Below are 16,133 nucleotides of genomic sequence, written 5' to 3'. Positions count from 1 at the left end.
CAGACTACCAGCACCGCCGGCCATCCTGCACCGCTCTGCATCAGTTATTTATGCTCACTTCCCAGCTTAATAATATTTTATTAAAAACCGCCCTCCCCCTAGCCTTGAAGCCATGCCCAAGCTGAATCCAACTGCATTACGCAAGGACAGACACATGACTCAAGCAATAACAAAAACAGACACGCTGGTGGTGGGAGCAGGTCAAGCTGGCGTCGCCATGAGCGAGCACCTGAGCAAGCAAGGCGTGCCGCACCTGGTGCTGGAGCGCAGCCGTATCGCCGAGCGCTGGCGCACCGGGCGCTGGGATTCGCTGGTCGCCAATGGCCCGGCCTGGCATGACCGTTTCCCTGGCCTGGCCTTCGATAACGTCGCCCCCGATGGCTTTGCGCCAAAAGAGCGGGTGGCGGATTACTTCGAAGCCTATGCACGCAAGTTCAATGCGCCGATTCGCACCGGCGTGGAGGTGACTTCCGTGGTGCGCAATGTCGGTCGCCCAGGCTTTACCATCCACACCAGCGAAGGCGTGATCGAAGCCAACCGCGTGGTGGCGGCGACCGGGCCGTTCCAGAAGCCGGTGATTCCGGCGATTGCACCTAAAGAAACCGCGCTGCACCAGATCCACTCCGCCGACTACCGTAACCCCGCGCAGCTGCCGACCGGCGCCGTGCTGGTGGTGGGTGCCGGTTCCTCCGGGGTACAGATTGCCGATGAGCTGCAACGCTCCGGTCGCCAGGTGTACCTGTCGGTAGGCGCCCACGACCGCCCACCGCGTGCCTATCGCAACCGCGATTTCTGCTGGTGGCTGGGCGTGCTGGGTGAGTGGGACCAGGCCGCAATGAAACCCGGCCGCGAGCACGTGACCATTGCGGTGAGCGGCGCTCACGGCGGCAGGACCATCGACTTCCGTGAGCTGGCCCAGCAAGGCATGACCCTGGTCGGCCTGACCCAATCCTTCAACGGCAGCGTTGCGAGCTTCCAACCCAACCTGGTGGAAAACCTGGCCCGCGGCGACGAGAACTACCTGGCCCTGCTGGATGCGGCGGATGCCTATATCGAGCGCAACGGCCTGGACTTGCCGGTAGAGCCCGAAGCGCGCCGCGTGTTTCCCGATGCAGACTGCATCAAGCACCCGATCCTTGAACTGGACTTGGCCAAGGCCGGCATCACGTCAATCATCTGGGCCACCGGGTTTGCCGTGGATTACAGCTGGCTGAAAGTCGATGCGTTTGACGCCGCCGGCAAGCCGCAGCACCAGCGCGGCGTGGCCAGCGAGTCGGGCATCTACTTCCTCGGTTTGCCATGGCAGTCGCGCCGGGGCTCGTCGTTTATCTGGGGCGTTTGGCATGACGCTAAGTACGTGGCCGACCATATCGCCATCCAGCGCCAATACCTTGAGTACCGCGAACCCGCACCGGTTGTTCACACCTCGCCTGTCAGCGCCTGATCACTTATTTTCGGAGTTTTTTTGATGCCTACTCATACACGTATCCGCATGTTCAACACCAAGGAAACCTACCCTAACCAGAGCCTGGACAACGACCTGTGCCAGGCCGTCCGCGCCGGCAACACGGTGTATGTACGTGGCCAGGTGGGCACCGATTTCGACGGCAACCTGATCGGCCTTGGCGACCCGCGCGCGCAAGCCGAACAGGCGATGAAAAACGTCAAGCAACTGCTGGAAGAAGCCGGCAGCGACCTGAGCCACATCGTCAAGACCACCACCTACCTGATCGACCCGCGCTACCGCGAGCCGGTGTACCAGGAAGTCGGCAAGTGGCTCAAAGGCGTGTTCCCGATCTCCACCGGGCTGGTGGTGTCGGCACTGGGCCAGCCACAATGGCTGATGGAAATCGATGTGATCGCCGTCATCCCCGAATAAGGAGCCGCACATGACCTTTTCAATCGTCGCCCGTTGCGCGGACACCGGCCAGATGGGCATTGCCATCAGTTCATCGAGCATTGCCGTGGGCGCCCGTTGCCCATGGCTGCGGCCCGGCGTGGGTGCGGTCTCGACCCAGAACATCACCCTGCCGGCCCTCGGCCCGGAGGTGCTCGACCTGCTGGAACAAGGCCTCGCACCGGCCGACGCCGTGGACAAGGCCCTGACCCGCAATGGCTACAGCCAATACCGACAACTGACGGCGATTGATCACCTGGGGCGCACCGTGCATTTCAGCGGCAGTGAAACCCTCGGCACCCATAACGCCGTGTCGGGTGAACAGTGCGTGGCCGCCGGCAACATGCTCGCTGACCGCGCGGTGATCGAGGCGATGGTCAACGCCTTTGAACAAGGCGAAGGCCAATTGGCAGACCGACTGCTGGCGGCGATGCATGCGGCCATCGCCGCCGGGGGCGAAGCCGGGCCGGTGCATTCCGCCGCGTTGGTGGTGGTGGGCGAACTGACCTGGCCGATCATCAACCTGCGGGTGGACTGGGCCGATGAGCAGCCGATCGCCGAGCTGCAAAAGCTTTGGGACGCCTACCGCCCACAGGTGCAGGACTACATCGACCGCGCCCTCGCCCCGGACCGTTCGCCGGGCTACGGCGTGGCCGGAGACGACCGATGAGCACCAGCCGCGAATTGCTGCAGACGCTGGTGGGGTTTGATACCACCAGCCGCGAATCCAACCTGATGTTGATCGAGTTTGTGCGCGATTACCTGGCGGGTTTCGGTGTCGCCAGCGAACTGATCTACAACGATGAGCGCAGCAAGGCCAATCTGTTCGCCACCATCGGCCCGGCGCAGGTGCCCGGGATTGTGCTGTCGGGGCACACCGATGTGGTGCCGGTGGACGGCCAGCCGTGGACGCTGCCCGCGTTTGCGCTCACCGAGCGCGACGGCAAGCTGTATGGCCGGGGCACGGCGGACATGAAGGGCTATATCGCCTGCGTACTCGCACTGGTGCCGGCGCTGGTCGAAGCCGACTTGCGCATGCCGGTGCATATCGCCCTGTCCTACGACGAAGAAGTCGGCTGCCTTGGGGTGCGTTCGTTGCTCAAGGTGCTGGAGCAATGGCCGGTGAAACCGTTGCTGTGCATTATCGGCGAGCCCACCGAGTTGAAGCCGGTGCTGGGCCACAAGGGCAAGCTGGCGATGCGCTGTGATGTGCATGGCGAGGCGTGCCACTCGGCGTACGCGCCTCAGGGCGTGAACGCGATCGAGTATGCGGCTGAGTTGATCGGTGAGCTGGGACGGATTGGCCAGCGTCTCAAGGTGCATCAGGACGAGCGCTTTGACCCGCCGTTCAGCACCGTGCAAACCGGGGTAATTTCCGGGGGCAAGGCGCTGAATATCGTCCCGGCGGACTGCCGCTTCGACTTTGAAGTGCGCGCCCTGCCCTCCATGGACCCGGGCGAAGTGGCTGAGGAGCTGCAAGCCTACGCGATGCAACAGGTGTTGCCGCGGATGCAGGCGGTGAGCCGGCAGAGTTCGATTCGTTTCAGTGAATTGTCCGCGTATCCGGGGTTGGCCACTGACCAGCGTAGCCAGGCGGCGGAGTTGATTGCCGCATTTTCGGGCTCACGGGAATTTGGCACCGTGGCGTTCGGGACTGAGGGTGGGTTGTTTGATGCGGCGGGGATTCCGACCGTGGTGTGCGGGCCTGGGAGCATGGATCAGGGGCATAAGCCGGATGAGTTTGTGAGCATGGAGCAACTGAACGGCTGCGACGATATGCTGCAGCGGATGTTGCTCTCGATCCGTACCTGATTCCCCAAACAACTCAAATCAACTGTGGGAGCCGGGCTTGCCCGCGATGGCGGTGTATCAGCCAGCAAATTTGCAAACTGATGCACCGCCATCGCGGGCAAGCCCGGCTCCCACATTTTTGGTTCTGTATCTACCCCAACAACTGCGCCAGTTCTTCCCGGCAATACTCCACAAACAACTGCACCGGTTTGGTTAACGGCGCCCGCCTTAACCACACCGCCGACAACCCCGACCCCGTCACCGTCTCCGCCAGCGGCACGCACGCCAGCTTCTGCCCGTCATAGGTGTATTCGGAAAACGGCTTGGTCACCAGAATCGAAAACCCGAACCCACGCCCCACCATCCCGCGCACCATCTCGATCGACGGCGAGCTGAACACAATATTCGGCGTCAGCCCGCGCTCTTCAAAGATGCTCACGAAGTACGTCCGGCTCGGCAGCACGTCCAGCAAAATCATCGGCTCCAGCACCAGATCTGTCAGCGACACCTTGGCCTGCTGCGCAAAGCGGTGATCCGCCGGCAACAACGCATACGGCTGCTGCGGCGGCATCAACGGCGTGGTCTCGATGGCGCTCCCCAGGTCATGCTCGAACAGCATCGCCACATCAATACTGCCGGCCGTCAGCGCCTGCACCAGCTCCTGCTGCTCGCCATCGCGCAGGCGGATTTCCACCCCTGGCCAGCGCTGCTTGAAGCCAGCAATCAAACGCGGCAAATACAGCGGCGCCACCGTCTCGAAGCACCCGATATCGATCTGCCCCGCCACCACGTCGTTGTCTGCCAGGGCGTTCTGCTCGAATTCATGGGCTACCCGCAGCAGCTCCAGGGCCTTGCGGTAAAACCTTGCACCACTGGGGGTCAGCGACACGCCTTGGGCGTGATGGCGGATAAACAGCTGCACGCCAAAGCTGTCTTCCAACTGCTTGATGGCCGTCGACACCGACGGTTGCGCGATATAGAGCTTGCGCGAGGCCTCTGCCACGCTGCCGCACTCGGCGGTGGTTACAAAATATTTGAGCTGGCGCAGATTATAGGCAGCCATAGGGACCTCCAGAAACGTGGGACTTCGCCCCAAACAAGTGCGTGGAAATCGGCTTTTTCACACTGATTCAAGTACATGCAACATACCGGAGCAAAAACCACCGCGAGATATTATTTTTAAGGTCTATAGCAACAAACTTACTAATTTACCTCCCTGTGACCATTGCACATGATCACTCCAACAACAAAGGCGACGCACACGCGCCGCCCAGCGAAGTACGTCAACGTACTCACCTTGCCTTGGAGCTCGTCATGGTTACCACTGCAACATCCTCCGCCCCGCTTATCGAAAAACACACGATTGGATACGTGCCCCCGGAAGATCGCCACGGAAAGGTAAGAGACCTGTTCACCCTGTGGTTCGGCGGCAACATCGCGCCGTTGCCCATCGTCACCGGCGCCCTGGCCGTGCAACTGTTCGGCCTGAACCTGGTGTGGGGCATCATCGCCATCCTCGTCGGGCATCTTGTCGGCGGCGTGCTGATGGCGCTGCACTCGGCCCAGGGCCCGCAAATGGGCATCCCGCAAATGATCCAGAGCCGCGCCCAGTTCGGCTCCCTTGGTGCGCTGCTGGTGGTGGTGATCGCCGGCGTGATGTACATCGGCTTCTTCGCCTCCAACATCGTGCTGGCGGGCAAATCCCTGCACGGCGTGGTGGACGTGATCCCGGTGCCGGTGGGCATCGTCATCGGCGCCATCGGCTCGGGGATCATCGGCATCATCGGCTACCGCTTCATCCACGTGCTCAACCGCATCGGCACCTGGGTGCTGGGCGCGGGCATCGTGCTGGGCTTCGGCTACATCTTTACCCATGTGCAGACGGCTGACTTCCTCACCCGCGGCAACTTCAACATCTCCGGCTGGCTGGCGACCGTGTCGTTGGCAGCCCTGTGGCAGATCGCGTTTGCGCCGTATGTGTCGGACTACTCGCGCTACCTGCCGGCGGATGTGCCGGTGGCGTCGACCTTCTGGACGACCTATTTGGGCACCGTGCTGGGCTCCAGCCTGTCGTTCATCTTTGGTGCGGTGGCGGTACTCGCAACGCCGGTGGGCATGGACACCATGGACGCCGTCAAACTCGCGACCGGCTCCATTGGCCCGCTGATGCTGTTGCTGTTCCTGCTCAGCGTGATCAGCCACAACGCACTTAACCTGTACGGCGCGGTGCTGTCGTTGATCACCTTGGTACAGACGTTTGCCTACCGCTGGATCCCCACCGCCAAGGCGCGTGCGGTGATCTCGGTGCTGGTGTTGGCGGCGTGTTCGATTGCAGCGGTGTTTGCGTCCAAAGACTTTATCGGGCACTTCGTGGACATGGTGCTGGTGCTGCTGGTGGTGCTGGTGCCGTGGACGGCGATCAACCTGATCGACTTCTATGCGATCCATAAGGGCAAGTACGACATTGGTTCGATCTTTCGGGTGGATGGCGGGATCTACGGGCGCTACAACCCGCAGGCGTTGTTGGCGTACGCGGTGGGGATTGTGGTGCAGATTCCGTTTATGAATACGCCGCTGTATGTCGGGCCGATTTCGGCACACATCAATGGGGCGGATTTGTCCTGGTTGGTGGGGTTGGTGGTGACGTCGCCGTTGTATTTCTGGTTGGCGAGTCGGGACAGTGCGTATAAGCGTCGGTTGGAGGGGGGGAAGTTGGTGGGTGGGGTTTGAGTAAAGCCTGGCCCGGTTATGAGAAAACCCGCCTTGGCGGGTTTTCTGGTTTTTGTATCCGCACGAAAACAGGCCTGCCGTAGCAGTTGTCGAGCGCCAGCGAGGCTACGTGGGGCGCACCACCACTATCGAGCCGGACGACGGACCAAGTTGGGGCCGACGCAGCCTCGCCGGGGCTCGACAGCTGCTACGAAGTGGGTGAGTAGCGGGTATTGGTGTTGTTAATGCGGCCGCCATCGCGGCCTCGCTGAAGCTCGACGGCTCCCACAGGGGATCGGCGGGGTTGGTGGGGTTTGTGTTCGGCGGTGCTGTCGGGGTGTTCTTTCTTTATCATGGGGGCTGTCGTTCAATTTCCATGGTAACCCAATGCCCGCCCTCACCTTCCGTAACGCCAACCCCGCAGACGCCAACCGTTGCTACGAGATCGAAATCTCGGCCTACGAAGGCGACGAAGCCGCCACCCTGGAAAAGATCGCCACGCGCATCGCGCTGTACCCGCAAGGTTTTCTGATCCTGGAGGCGGATGGCGTTGTGGTGGGTTTCATCAACTGCGGTTGCGCCGATGAAGTGGTGATGTCGGATGAGGCCTTCAAGGAGTTGGTGGGGCATTCAGCCGACGCGCCGAATGGGGTGATCATGTCGGTGGTGGTGGACCCCGCCCAGCAAGGCAAGGGCTACTCCAAGCGTTTGATGACGGAGTTCGTGCAGCGCATGCAGGCGATGGGCAAGAAGACCCTTCACCTGATGTGCAAGGACCAGCATGTGGCGTTGTACACGCGCATGGGCTATCGCTATGTGCAGCCGTCAGCGTCTGACCATGGCGGTATGGCGTGGCATGAGATGGTGATGGATATCTAGCCGTCGCATTCAAGACTGACTACAAAACAAGATTCTTCTTACATAAAAACAGGACTCATCCAGCATCTTTTTGAAGACCTGAATGAAAAAGTCGCGGGCGAGATTGAGGCGGCGGGCTTTGTCGATCAGAAAAATCCGCCGCGTTTGGTTTTTCCCTTGGCTTTGGAGTTCAGACATGACCGTTGACTTTCGCCCGGCCCAGCGTTCGGATGCCCGCGAGATCGCCCGTTTTTTTCAGATAACCTCGGAGGGAGCATCCGATTACATCTGGAGCCAATTAGCGGAACCGGGACAGGACCCGCTCGACGTAGGCGCCGCCCGGTACGCCCGGGACGGGGTGGATTTCTCCTACCAGAACTGTCTCATCGCGCAGGCGCAAGAAGGCGTGGTTGGCATGATGCACAGCTACGTGATGCGCCACGATCCTGCTGCCGCTCCGGTGACGGACCCCGTGTTGGCACCTTATGCGGACATGGAGATTGCCGACACCCTCTATATTTCCAGCCTGGCGCTCATTGAAGAGCGGCGAAACCAAGGGCTTGGGGTGCGTTTTCTCGCGTATGCCCAGGCGCGTGCCGATCAGTTGGGGCTCAACGGCCTGAGCTTGATTGATTACGCGGCGAATACCGGCGCTCGACGGTTTTACGAACGGCAGGGTTTTAGCGTCGTGAAGACGTGCCAGGTCACGCCCCACCCCCTGATCAAGGTGACCGGGCAAGCGTTTCTGATGCACAGGCCCTAGCGTTGGCGAGGGAGAACGGTTCTCTCAGGCCCCGGCCCACACATCCGGGCGACGTGCCGCCCAGGGCGTCGCCCGCTCCAGTTGCGTGGCCAGACCAAGCAGCATTCCCTCCTGACCAAACGCGCCCATGAACTGCAGGCCAATCGGCAGCCCGCTCTGTGAATCATGACCCAGCGGCACCGACATCGCGGGCGCGCCGATGACGTTGGCCAGCGCGGTAAACGGCGAATGCGCAAACACTCGATTCATCCACCCTCGGCCGTCCAATTGCGCCTGGCCCTGGTTGTAGTCGCCGATCATCGGTGCCAGCCCGGGCAACGTAGGGGACAGCAGCACGTCATAACGCTGGAACAGGCTGCCCATATGGCGTGCGACGATGTTGCGCTCCCACAGGGCGCCCAACAGGTCTGTCGCTTGCAATGACTTGCCCAGGCGATACAGCGCCAGTGTCGCTGGTTCCAGGTATTGCGCGCTGATCGAGCGGCCTGTCGCGCCGGCAATCGCCTCTATCCAGGCCGCCGTGTTCGATGACCAGAAGCGCGCATTGAGTTCGACAAACGCCTCCCAGCTCACGCCAATATCCGGTTGGACTTCCTCAACCTGATGACCCAGCGCTTCCAGCTGTTTGGCGGTATTGAACAGCGCCTGTTCCACTGCCGGATGCAGCGTTTGCCCGTTTAAAGACAGACGCTGGAGCGCAATGCGCAACGAGCCGGGCTCACGCTGGGCAAGGGCCGAAAAGCTGCCTTCGGGCGGTGCAATATGGAACGGATCTCCGGGTGCTGCGCCATGGATCGCGTCGAGCATGGCGGCGCTGTCGCGTACCGAACGGGTCAATACACCGTGCACCGCCAAACCACTCCAGACCTCGTCGACCTCCGGACCCATCGGCACGCGACCACGGCTGGGCTTGAGCCCGAACAGGCCACACATCGACGCGGGCACGCGGATTGAGCCGCCGCCATCCGTCGCGTGGGCCACCGGCACCAACCCCGCCGCCACCGCCGCTGCCGAGCCGCCGCTGGAGCCACCGGCACTGCGCTGTACGTCCCACGGGTTGCGAGTGGGGCCCGACACGCGGCTTTCGGTGGTGGTGCTGGCGGCGAACTCGGGTGTGGTGGTGCGGCCCAGCGGCATAAGGCCGGCGCGGCGCAAACGGGTCATCAGCTCTGAGTCGGCATCCGCGGTGCAGCCCTGTGCGAGCGCGCTGCCCAGTTCATTGCGGCGCCCTGCCGCGCTGACGCCAAGATCCTTGAGCAGCAGCGGCACCCCATGGAACGGGCCTTGGGCCGCCACCGGCTCGTCATCCCAGGTTTCCACCAGGGCGTTGATCTGCGGGTTGATGGCTGCAATGGCTTGCAAGGCCACCGCGCGCACCTCGTCGACACTGACAGCGTGGGTGTGTATCAGGCGTGCCAAGCCGGTAGCGTCCTGATCGGCGTATTCAGACAGGTACATGAAACTCTCCAAACGGGTATGATGAATACTCTCCGGTATCGAACGATACCGATAAGTATCATGCGATACTAATAGGTATCGCTGTCAAGTGGAGAATGTGCATGCGTGCGCAACGGACACCTCAATTGCCGCCGCGCGAACGGATTGTCGATGCGGCGCAGACGCTGTTTGTCGAACAGGGCATCACCCGTGTCAGCGTGGATGCCATTGCTGCCCTGGCCGCATCGACCAAGATGACCGTGTACCGGCATTTCGAGAATAAAGATGCGCTGGTGCTGGAATGGCTGGAGCGGCTGACGGAAAGCTACAGCGACGTGCTGGACGACTTCGCGCAGCAATATCCCGAGTCCCCCAGGGAACAGCTGTTGGGATTTACCGGTTTTATCGTCGAAGACCTGGAGCGCGCGGGTTATCGCGGTTGCCCATTTACCAATACCTTGGCCGAGATTCCCGAGGTGGATCACCCGGCGCGGGCGTTGATCCAGGCGCATAAAAAACGTCAGTTTGAGCGCGTGAAGCTGCTTTGCACGCAGCTCAAGGCGATCAAGCCCGAGGAGCTGGCCCAAGAGCTGACGTTTTTGATGGAAGGTGCCCAGGTGGTTGCGCAAAACAAAGGCGTGGATCAGGTAGGTGAACGGCTGATGCGGATGGTGCGGGAACGGCTTTGAGCCTTTGCCCAGCGCTCACTTTTTCAAAAGGATTTCAAGGATGTTCATCGGACGACTCGCCAAGCTGACAGGAAAAGATCGCGCAGTAGCAGTGGCGAGGGAGCTTGCTCCCGCTGGGTCGCGTAGCGGCCCCAAAACCTGGCGGCGGTTTACATCTGGAGAACCGCGGTGTCGTGATTGGGGCCGCTTCGCAGCCCAGCGGGAGCAAGCTCCCTCGCCACAGCAAGCTCCCCATCACAGCAAGCTCCCTCACCACAGCAAGCTCCTCATCACAGCAAGCTCCTTTGCCACAGCAAGCTCCCTCACCACAGGTTATTCGCTAGCGGGCGCCTCGCGTTTGATCCGCTCGACGTTGCAGGTAAGCAAACGCCGACCGCAATGCTGCCTCAGCCGGCCGAGGGTTGAAGCCCAACTCGGCTTTTGCCTTGAGGATGCTGTACTCCTGGCGAATACCCCAAAACTTACGAACCTGGCTCAGCAGCAACTGCGCCGGCCTTCCCGTCCATTGCGCCCAGCGTTCCTGAAACCAGGCAACCGCCACCGGCGAACGGTGCGCGATTGTTTGTGTCGCGCACGCCGGCGCGCACGGTGTGGCCTTGTTCGAGCAGCGCCCTGACCAGATTGTTTCCAAGGTGCCCATTCGCTCCAGTCACCAGGCATAACATGCCGATTCTCCTTTTCACGGGAAGAAAACCCTCCTCCTTCGCTGAGGAAAAAGCATAAAGTCTGCCCCCCGGGACAGAGTCAATCGGGTATGTCCAAGTGATAGGAAACAGAGCCTAATGACACCGCATCTGATTGAAGTAGGTGACCAGCCGAACGCCGAGGCTGAGCGCATGCTCGGCAGCGGCCTTGCCGCCTTCAACGAACACATCACCGGCTCCAATGATCGGCGCCCGCTGACGGTGTTGATCAAGGATCCCGACACCGGTGAAATGCTGGGCGGCATCACCGGCAAAACCAGTCTAGGGATGGCGTTCCTCGACCTGTTTCATCTGCCCGACGCACTGCGTGGCTCAGGCCTGGGTACAACGCTGCTGAAGGCGTTCGAAGACGAAGCCCGTCAACGAGGCTGCCGCTCGGCGGTGCTGTACACCATCAGTTTCCAGGCCCCGGAGTTTTACGAGAAGAATGGTTGGGTGCGATTTGGTGAAATCCCCTGTGACCCGCAAGGCAGCAGCCGTGTGTTCCTGAGCAAGACCCTCTGACCGCTAAACCCCAAGCTTTTTGCCAAACAGGCGATTTTCATGGGTTTCATTCTGAAACGTGTAAGTCGGCGCACCCAACAGCTCATAGCCACGGCGCGGATAAAACCCCAGCGCCCGCTCGTTGCCAATCCACACCGTCGCCCACAATAACGACGCACCGCACTCCCCGGCGCACTGCTCTGCCGCTTGCAGCAAACGGTAGCCGAGGCCCAATCCGGTAAACCGTTCCTGGATGTAGAGCCGCTGCAACTCGGCGGCGTTCGGCGTGGAGATCAGCGCATGGCCGGCATCCATCGCCACCTGGGCAAACCCCACCAGATGCCTGTTGGATTCAGCCACGAGAATGGCCGTGCCCGGCTGGGCAATCAGCGTGGAGATCGCCTGGGGCGAAAACGCCTGCAACGCCTCGGCGGCGATGGAGTCGCGAATACCTTCGGTGGCGTAGGTGTCGAGAAACACCTGCATGCCCAGCACGCCAATACATAGGGCATCTTCAGCCAGTGCCTCGCGGATAAGGATGTCGGGGAGCATTCGATAGGCGCTCTTGAATTCAGAATGGGCAACGTTTTAACACAACTGCACATCTGCGCAATTGCCAGCCTGAATTCGCCCCAGTAGGGTTATCGCTTCCCCCGCCAACAGGAGCCACCATGACCTGGTTTTCAGACCCCAACGCTGTTGCCCGTTACGCCGAAGGCCCGGTGAGGCTGGTGCCGGGTTTCGAGTCGCTGCAACGCATGACCACCCTGCTGCTGCGCGAATCCGTCCCGGCGACCGGCAAGGTACTGGTGCTGGGCGCAGGCGGCGGGCTGGAGTTGAAGAAGTTTGCCGACAGCCAGCCCGGGTGGCAGTTCGTGGGCGTGGACCCGTCTGCCGAGATGCTGAAGCTGGCTGAAGCCACCCTCGGGCCGCTGATGGCAAGGGTGCGGTTGCATGAGGGCTATATCGATACCGCACCCGATGGCCCGTTTGATGCCGCCACTTGCCTGCTGACCCTGCATTTCATCCCGGCGCAGGAACGCCTGCAAACCCTGAAAGAACTGTGGCGGCGATTACTGCCCGGGGCACCGCTGATTGCTGCGCATCACAGCTTCCCGCAGTCCTCGCCAGGGGAAAAAGCCCGTTGGTTGAAGCGCTATGCAGCCTACGCGGTGGATTCCGGCGTACCGGCTGAAGATGCCCAGCGGGCGATCACAGCCATCAGCAGCCACTTGCCGGTGCTGTCACCCGAAGACGATGAGGCACTGCTGCGGGCGGCGGGCTTCGAAGGTGTGGAGCTGTTCTACGCGGGCTTCAGCTTCAAGGGCTGGATCGCTTACAAGCCGGCTTAACCTGCGAGGGAGTCTTACCAACTCCCCGACGCCCCACCACCGCCGCTGGAACCGCCACCACCCGATGAGCTGCTGCTGGAACTCGAACTGGAACTCGAACCAGAGGAACTCGAGCCGCCCGACCCCGATCCCGACCCGTCGCTGATCCCGTGGGCAAAGATGAACAGCGCCGCGAACGAAGCGAATGGAAACGCCAGCAGCCATCCGGTGGTGCCGTTGTCGATCAACGCCCCAGCGACCCCATACACCACCAGCACCGCCACCAGCCGCGCAAGAAATCCACCCTGGCTCTCTTGCCACATGCCCTTCATCACCAGGAACAAACCGACGTACAGGCCCAGGACCAGCAACCCGGCCATGGGATACGCCAGCCAGTGGATCAGGGAAAGGTCGCGCACCAAGAAGTGGTCCGCCAACAGCACTCCGGCGATATAACTCAACAGCCCCAGCACGGCATAAAACGCTGCCCTCGCCTGCCACAACGCGCCGAACGTGGCGCCGCCAATCAACATGCACAGTGGCAGCAACAGCAAATACACCGGCCAGTTTTTTCCGCCCGCAACCGCCACCAGCACCACGGTGACAACCACCACCGCCAGCAGCGCACGGCGCCAAGGGAGTTTTTCAGCCCCCATCAACACCCCCACAACCCCGCCAAACATGAACGCCAGGAGCACGGCGTAAGCTTCAGGGGGAAACCCGGCGCCGGCGACGTCGGGCAAGTCGCCGCCATCCACAAGCACCGTCAGGTCGTCCACCGCCTGCTGCACGCCGCCCGCATAGTCGCCCTGGCGAAAGGCCGGGGTGATGTGTTCTTCAATGATGCGGTGGGCCAGCAGGTCGGTGACCACACCTTCCAGGCCGTAGCCGACTTCGATGCGCACCTTGCGGTCGTCCTTGGCCACCAGCAGCAGGATGCCGTCGTTGACGTCCTTGCGCCCCAGCTTCCAGGCCCGGAACAGTTGATTGGCGAACTCCTCGATGCTCGCGCCGCCGGTGCTTGGCAGCAGCATCACCGCCACTTGCGCGCCCTTGCGTTGCTCCAGGCCGGCGAGTTGCGTGGTGATGCGCGACTTGCTGGCGGAGTCGAGAGTGTTGGTCAGGTCGATCACGCGCTGGTCCAGGGGGACCTTGACCAGGTCGGGGGGCGCGGTGTCTTCGGCATGGGCCGATGAGAGGCATAACCATCCCAGCAGGACGATCAGCAGTGCGCCCAGCGATTGTCGTCTTGGAAACTTCAGCATGTCCTGATAACCACCCTGTTTGTCATCACGCCTGGAAAAAATGATCGGCAATCGTGCCATGAAGAATCGTTTGCACGGCGCCGGTCAGCACCACACCACCACTGCCGTCCCAGTGCACCGTTACGGTACCGCCGTCGCATTGCACATCGACCGTGTCATCCAGCAGCCCGCGACGAATCCCGTTGACCACCGCACCACAGCAGCACGAACCCGAGCCTTGGGGGATGCCGCCGCCACGTTCCCAGATGCGCAGGCGGATGTGGCCGCGGTCGAGTACCTGCACAAAATGCACGTTGGTCTTGCTGGGGAACAGCGGGTGGGTTTCCAGCGCCGGGCCGATGGCTGCGATGTCGATGGCCGCCAGATTCTCGACGAAGAACGTGCAGTGCGGGTTGCCCATGCTGCACGCCGCCGGGTTGCCTTCCAGGGGCAAGCGTTCGGTGTCGATGGCCTGCGCCAGCGGAATGGCATCCCAGCCCAATGACGGCGGCCCCATGTCCACCGAAACCCGCTGGCCCGATTCGCGCACGCAGGTCAGCAGGCCACGGTTGGTGCGCAGCAGCACAGAGGCGGTGCCGGCTTCGCGCATCAACATGTCCGCCACCCCGCGAGTGGCGCTGCCGCAGGTGTTGAGCGGGGTGCCATTGGGGTTCCAGAATTTGACGCGGGCGGCGGCATCCTCGCAATCGAGCACCACGGCCAGCTGATTGAAGCCGATGCCACGATGGCGGTCACCCAGGCGGCGGGCGATTGGCGCGGTGATCGGGTCGGCCTGGCCGCGCCGGTCGATCACGATGAAGTCATCGCCGTGGGCGTGCATCTTCACGAACTGCAAGGTCATGGGGCGTCCTGTTCTCGACCGGGCAAGGCCGGCCAGGATAGAGGGCCGGCGGGTATTTCATCAAATACTCATCACGGCCATGGTAGCGTGGTTGCGCTCCGATCCGGTCAATCCATTCCTGAGAAACCGCATGCTACAACGCCCTTTGAAAACCGTGGTTCTGGCCGCGCTGCTCGCCTCGTTCGCCCAAGCCGCCCTTGCCGCGCCCCAAATGCTGAGCGCCTGCCAGCCCGCTACGTCGAACCCGACTTCCAAGTCGCTGCTGGCCGCCGCCCAACGCCACCTCGGCGACCAGCCCGGCGCCCTGCCCCATCTGCACACCGAGGGCACGCTGCCCAATCATGGCATCCGCGAACAAAGCATCGCCGCCGAAAAAGATTGGCCCGTGATGCGCCAGGCCGCCCTCGCCTGGCGCCTGAGCCGTGACACGCGCTACCTCAAGCAAGTGGACGACTACCTGAGCGCCTGGGCCAGCACTTATCAGCCGGATTTCAACCCGATCGACGAAACCAACCTCGATATGTTGATCAGTGCCTATGCCCTCACCGCCAATGACCTGCGCCCCCAGACCCGCGACGCCACCCGTGCGTTGCTGACCAACCTGGGCAACGGCTACATCGAGCGCGTCAAGCAGTTCCATGGTGAGAAGAAAGCCACCAACACCAATAACTGGCAAAGCCATCGCGTGAAACTGGTCACGGTGGCCGCCGCTGCGCTGGGCGACCGCGAGATGCTGGAGCAGGCCTTCCAACTGTTCCGGCAACAGATCAACGACAACGTGCTGCCCGACGGCTCGGTAACCGACTTCCAGGACCGCGACGCCCTGCACTACGTAGTCTACGACCTGGAGCCGCTGGTTCAGGCGGCGCTGGCGGCCAAGCCCTACGGCATTGGCGGCAACTGGCTGGACGTCACCGCGCCCCACGGCGGCTCGCTGAGCGAAGCACTGGACTGGCTCGCCCCGTACGCCAAAGGCCAGCGCAGCCACGAAGAATTCGTGAACACCCACGTGCAGTTCGACAGGGACCGCGCCCGCGTCGGCGAACCGGGTTACAGCGGCGAATGGAACCCGAAAAGCAGCAATACGCTGTACTGGCTGGCGGCGCAGCTGGACGCGCGGTATTTGCCGGTGGCCGAACAGCTCGCACCCAAACCTTCGGACTGGATCAGTGCTTGCTATTTGAAGTGAGTGAGCTTCAGGGCTCTCTGAATTTGAAATGCATTCCCTGTGAGATGCAATGCCTCCTCTGTGGGAGCCGGGCTTGCCCGCGATGCTGGCGACTCAGTCTCCCTGGCACACCGCGGTGATCCCATCGCAGCCTCGCCAAGGCTCGACAGCTCCCACATTAGAGGTGTGTCGCGCCC

18 protein-coding genes are annotated in these 16,133 nt (G+C 62.0%); 11 read left to right on the top strand and 7 right to left on the bottom strand.

Annotated elements, in window-relative coordinates; genetic code table 11:
* Positions 1 to 112: 112 nt before the first annotated feature.
* From HX875_RS03295 to argE, 4 genes are read left to right on the top strand one after another with little or no spacing between them, the layout of a single operon-like run.
* Positions 113 to 1,444, top strand: a complete 1,332-nt coding sequence (locus HX875_RS03295; RefSeq protein WP_371321467.1) for a flavin-containing monooxygenase — start codon at positions 113 to 115, stop codon at positions 1,442 to 1,444.
* Positions 1,445 to 1,468: 24 nt separating this feature from the next.
* Positions 1,469 to 1,879, top strand: a complete 411-nt coding sequence (locus HX875_RS03290) for a RidA family protein (protein ID WP_003207327.1) — start codon at positions 1,469 to 1,471, stop codon at positions 1,877 to 1,879.
* 10 nt (positions 1,880 to 1,889) lie between these two features.
* Positions 1,890 to 2,567, top strand: coding sequence for a DUF1028 domain-containing protein (locus HX875_RS03285; protein ID WP_177041617.1), 678 nt, complete (start codon positions 1,890 to 1,892; stop codon positions 2,565 to 2,567).
* Positions 2,564 to 3,709 carry an acetylornithine deacetylase gene (gene argE / locus HX875_RS03280; RefSeq protein WP_177041615.1) on the top strand — a complete coding sequence of 382 codons (1,146 nt, stop codon included), beginning with the start codon at positions 2,564 to 2,566 and terminating at the stop codon, positions 3,707 to 3,709. Before HX875_RS03285 ends, argE begins: the two co-directional genes overlap by 4 nt.
* Positions 3,710 to 3,839: 130 nt before the next feature.
* Here argE and HX875_RS03275 read toward each other — a convergent pair whose 3' ends face one another.
* Positions 3,840 to 4,751, bottom strand: a complete 912-nt coding sequence (locus HX875_RS03275; protein ID WP_177041613.1) for a LysR substrate-binding domain-containing protein — start codon at positions 4,749 to 4,751, stop codon at positions 3,840 to 3,842.
* A 251-nt stretch (positions 4,752 to 5,002) separates the two neighbouring features.
* On the opposite strand from HX875_RS03275, the gene HX875_RS03270 reads away from it, so the two are divergent.
* Positions 5,003 to 6,418: a purine-cytosine permease family protein gene (locus tag HX875_RS03270; protein ID WP_010171800.1), complete on the top strand. Its 1,416-nt coding sequence runs from the start codon at positions 5,003 to 5,005 to the stop codon at positions 6,416 to 6,418.
* A 366-nt stretch (positions 6,419 to 6,784) separates the two neighbouring features.
* Positions 6,785 to 7,276 carry a GNAT family N-acetyltransferase gene (locus tag HX875_RS03265; RefSeq protein WP_177041611.1) on the top strand — a complete coding sequence of 164 codons (492 nt, stop codon included), beginning with the start codon at positions 6,785 to 6,787 and terminating at the stop codon, positions 7,274 to 7,276.
* A gap of 9 nt (positions 7,277 to 7,285) precedes the next feature.
* On the opposite strand, the gene HX875_RS03260 is transcribed toward HX875_RS03265, so the two are convergent.
* Positions 7,286 to 7,453 (bottom strand): hypothetical protein, encoded by a 168-nt coding sequence (locus HX875_RS03260; RefSeq protein WP_177041609.1) that lies wholly within the window; start codon positions 7,451 to 7,453, stop codon positions 7,286 to 7,288.
* Here HX875_RS03260 and HX875_RS03255 point away from each other — a divergent pair.
* Positions 7,452 to 8,018 carry a GNAT family N-acetyltransferase gene (locus HX875_RS03255; RefSeq protein ID WP_177041608.1) on the top strand — a complete coding sequence of 189 codons (567 nt, stop codon included), beginning with the start codon at positions 7,452 to 7,454 and terminating at the stop codon, positions 8,016 to 8,018. The two genes, HX875_RS03260 and HX875_RS03255, sit on opposite strands and share 2 nt — an antisense overlap.
* 24 nt (positions 8,019 to 8,042) lie before the next feature.
* On the opposite strand, the gene HX875_RS03250 is transcribed toward HX875_RS03255, so the two are convergent.
* Entirely contained in the window at positions 8,043 to 9,476 is a 1,434-nt protein-coding gene (locus HX875_RS03250; RefSeq protein ID WP_177041605.1) for an amidase, read from the bottom strand.
* A 101-nt stretch (positions 9,477 to 9,577) separates the two neighbouring features.
* On the opposite strand from HX875_RS03250, the gene HX875_RS03245 reads away from it, so the two are divergent.
* Positions 9,578 to 10,144, top strand: coding sequence for a TetR/AcrR family transcriptional regulator (locus tag HX875_RS03245; protein ID WP_177041604.1), 567 nt, complete (start codon positions 9,578 to 9,580; stop codon positions 10,142 to 10,144).
* A gap of 461 nt (positions 10,145 to 10,605) precedes the next feature.
* Here the strand turns inward: HX875_RS03245 and HX875_RS03240 are convergent, their stop codons facing one another.
* Positions 10,606 to 10,809 carry an NmrA family NAD(P)-binding protein gene (locus tag HX875_RS03240; protein WP_177041603.1) on the bottom strand — a complete coding sequence of 68 codons (204 nt, stop codon included), beginning with the start codon at positions 10,807 to 10,809 and terminating at the stop codon, positions 10,606 to 10,608.
* 117 nt (positions 10,810 to 10,926) lie between these two features.
* On the opposite strand from HX875_RS03240, the gene HX875_RS03235 reads away from it, so the two are divergent.
* Positions 10,927 to 11,352 (top strand): GNAT family N-acetyltransferase, encoded by a 426-nt coding sequence (locus HX875_RS03235; RefSeq protein WP_177041601.1) that lies wholly within the window; start codon positions 10,927 to 10,929, stop codon positions 11,350 to 11,352.
* Between the two features lie 3 nt (positions 11,353 to 11,355).
* Here HX875_RS03235 and HX875_RS03230 read toward each other — a convergent pair whose 3' ends face one another.
* Positions 11,356 to 11,883 (bottom strand): GNAT family N-acetyltransferase, encoded by a 528-nt coding sequence (locus HX875_RS03230; RefSeq protein WP_177041600.1) that lies wholly within the window; start codon positions 11,881 to 11,883, stop codon positions 11,356 to 11,358.
* A 119-nt stretch (positions 11,884 to 12,002) separates the two neighbouring features.
* Here HX875_RS03230 and HX875_RS03225 point away from each other — a divergent pair, with 119 nt between their 5' ends.
* A complete protein-coding gene (locus HX875_RS03225) occupies positions 12,003 to 12,683 on the top strand; it encodes a class I SAM-dependent methyltransferase (protein WP_177041598.1) in 681 nt (226 codons plus the stop codon).
* A 14-nt stretch (positions 12,684 to 12,697) separates the two neighbouring features.
* On the opposite strand, the gene HX875_RS03220 is transcribed toward HX875_RS03225, so the two are convergent.
* Complete coding sequence (locus HX875_RS03220; protein WP_177041952.1) at positions 12,698 to 13,927, bottom strand: TPM domain-containing protein; 1,230 nt, start codon at positions 13,925 to 13,927, stop codon at positions 12,698 to 12,700.
* A 25-nt stretch (positions 13,928 to 13,952) separates the two neighbouring features.
* Positions 13,953 to 14,768 carry a diaminopimelate epimerase gene (dapF, locus tag HX875_RS03215; protein WP_177041596.1) on the bottom strand — a complete coding sequence of 272 codons (816 nt, stop codon included), beginning with the start codon at positions 14,766 to 14,768 and terminating at the stop codon, positions 13,953 to 13,955.
* A gap of 130 nt (positions 14,769 to 14,898) precedes the next feature.
* Here dapF and HX875_RS03210 point away from each other — a divergent pair, with 130 nt between their 5' ends.
* Positions 14,899 to 15,957: an alginate lyase family protein gene (locus tag HX875_RS03210; RefSeq protein ID WP_177041594.1), complete on the top strand. Its 1,059-nt coding sequence runs from the start codon at positions 14,899 to 14,901 to the stop codon at positions 15,955 to 15,957.
* Positions 15,958 to 16,133 lie beyond the last annotated feature (176 nt).

This window comes from Pseudomonas yamanorum (genome assembly GCF_013386765.1).
GTDB lineage: Bacteria > Pseudomonadota > Gammaproteobacteria > Pseudomonadales > Pseudomonadaceae > Aquipseudomonas > Aquipseudomonas yamanorum_A.
The sequence above is the reverse complement of the archived record's forward strand: the minus strand, read 5'-3'. Positions and strand labels throughout refer to the sequence as shown.

Bases quoted from the DNA above. Each gene is read 5' to 3' on its own strand.
- HX875_RS03295 (WP_371321467.1), top strand. From the start codon at position 113: ATGCCCAAGCTGAATCCAACTGCATTACGCAAGGACAGACACATGACT.
- HX875_RS03290 (WP_003207327.1), top strand. From the start codon at position 1,469: ATGCCTACTCATACACGTATCCGCATGTTCAACACCAAGGAAACCTAC.
- HX875_RS03285 (WP_177041617.1), top strand. From the start codon at position 1,890: ATGACCTTTTCAATCGTCGCCCGTTGCGCGGACACCGGCCAGATGGGC.
- argE (WP_177041615.1), top strand. From the start codon at position 2,564: ATGAGCACCAGCCGCGAATTGCTGCAGACGCTGGTGGGGTTTGATACC.
- HX875_RS03275 (WP_177041613.1), bottom strand. From the start codon at position 4,751: ATGGCTGCCTATAATCTGCGCCAGCTCAAATATTTTGTAACCACCGCC.
- HX875_RS03270 (WP_010171800.1), top strand. From the start codon at position 5,003: ATGGTTACCACTGCAACATCCTCCGCCCCGCTTATCGAAAAACACACG.
- HX875_RS03265 (WP_177041611.1), top strand. From the start codon at position 6,785: ATGCCCGCCCTCACCTTCCGTAACGCCAACCCCGCAGACGCCAACCGT.
- HX875_RS03255 (WP_177041608.1), top strand. From the start codon at position 7,452: ATGACCGTTGACTTTCGCCCGGCCCAGCGTTCGGATGCCCGCGAGATC.
- HX875_RS03260 (WP_177041609.1), bottom strand. From the start codon at position 7,453: ATGTCTGAACTCCAAAGCCAAGGGAAAAACCAAACGCGGCGGATTTTT.
- HX875_RS03250 (WP_177041605.1), bottom strand. From the start codon at position 9,476: ATGTACCTGTCTGAATACGCCGATCAGGACGCTACCGGCTTGGCACGC.
- HX875_RS03245 (WP_177041604.1), top strand. From the start codon at position 9,578: ATGCGTGCGCAACGGACACCTCAATTGCCGCCGCGCGAACGGATTGTC.
- HX875_RS03240 (WP_177041603.1), bottom strand. From the start codon at position 10,809: ATGTTATGCCTGGTGACTGGAGCGAATGGGCACCTTGGAAACAATCTG.
- HX875_RS03235 (WP_177041601.1), top strand. From the start codon at position 10,927: ATGACACCGCATCTGATTGAAGTAGGTGACCAGCCGAACGCCGAGGCT.
- HX875_RS03230 (WP_177041600.1), bottom strand. From the start codon at position 11,883: ATGCTCCCCGACATCCTTATCCGCGAGGCACTGGCTGAAGATGCCCTA.
- HX875_RS03225 (WP_177041598.1), top strand. From the start codon at position 12,003: ATGACCTGGTTTTCAGACCCCAACGCTGTTGCCCGTTACGCCGAAGGC.
- HX875_RS03220 (WP_177041952.1), bottom strand. From the start codon at position 13,927: ATGCTGAAGTTTCCAAGACGACAATCGCTGGGCGCACTGCTGATCGTC.
- dapF (WP_177041596.1), bottom strand. From the start codon at position 14,768: ATGACCTTGCAGTTCGTGAAGATGCACGCCCACGGCGATGACTTCATC.
- HX875_RS03210 (WP_177041594.1), top strand. From the start codon at position 14,899: ATGCTACAACGCCCTTTGAAAACCGTGGTTCTGGCCGCGCTGCTCGCC.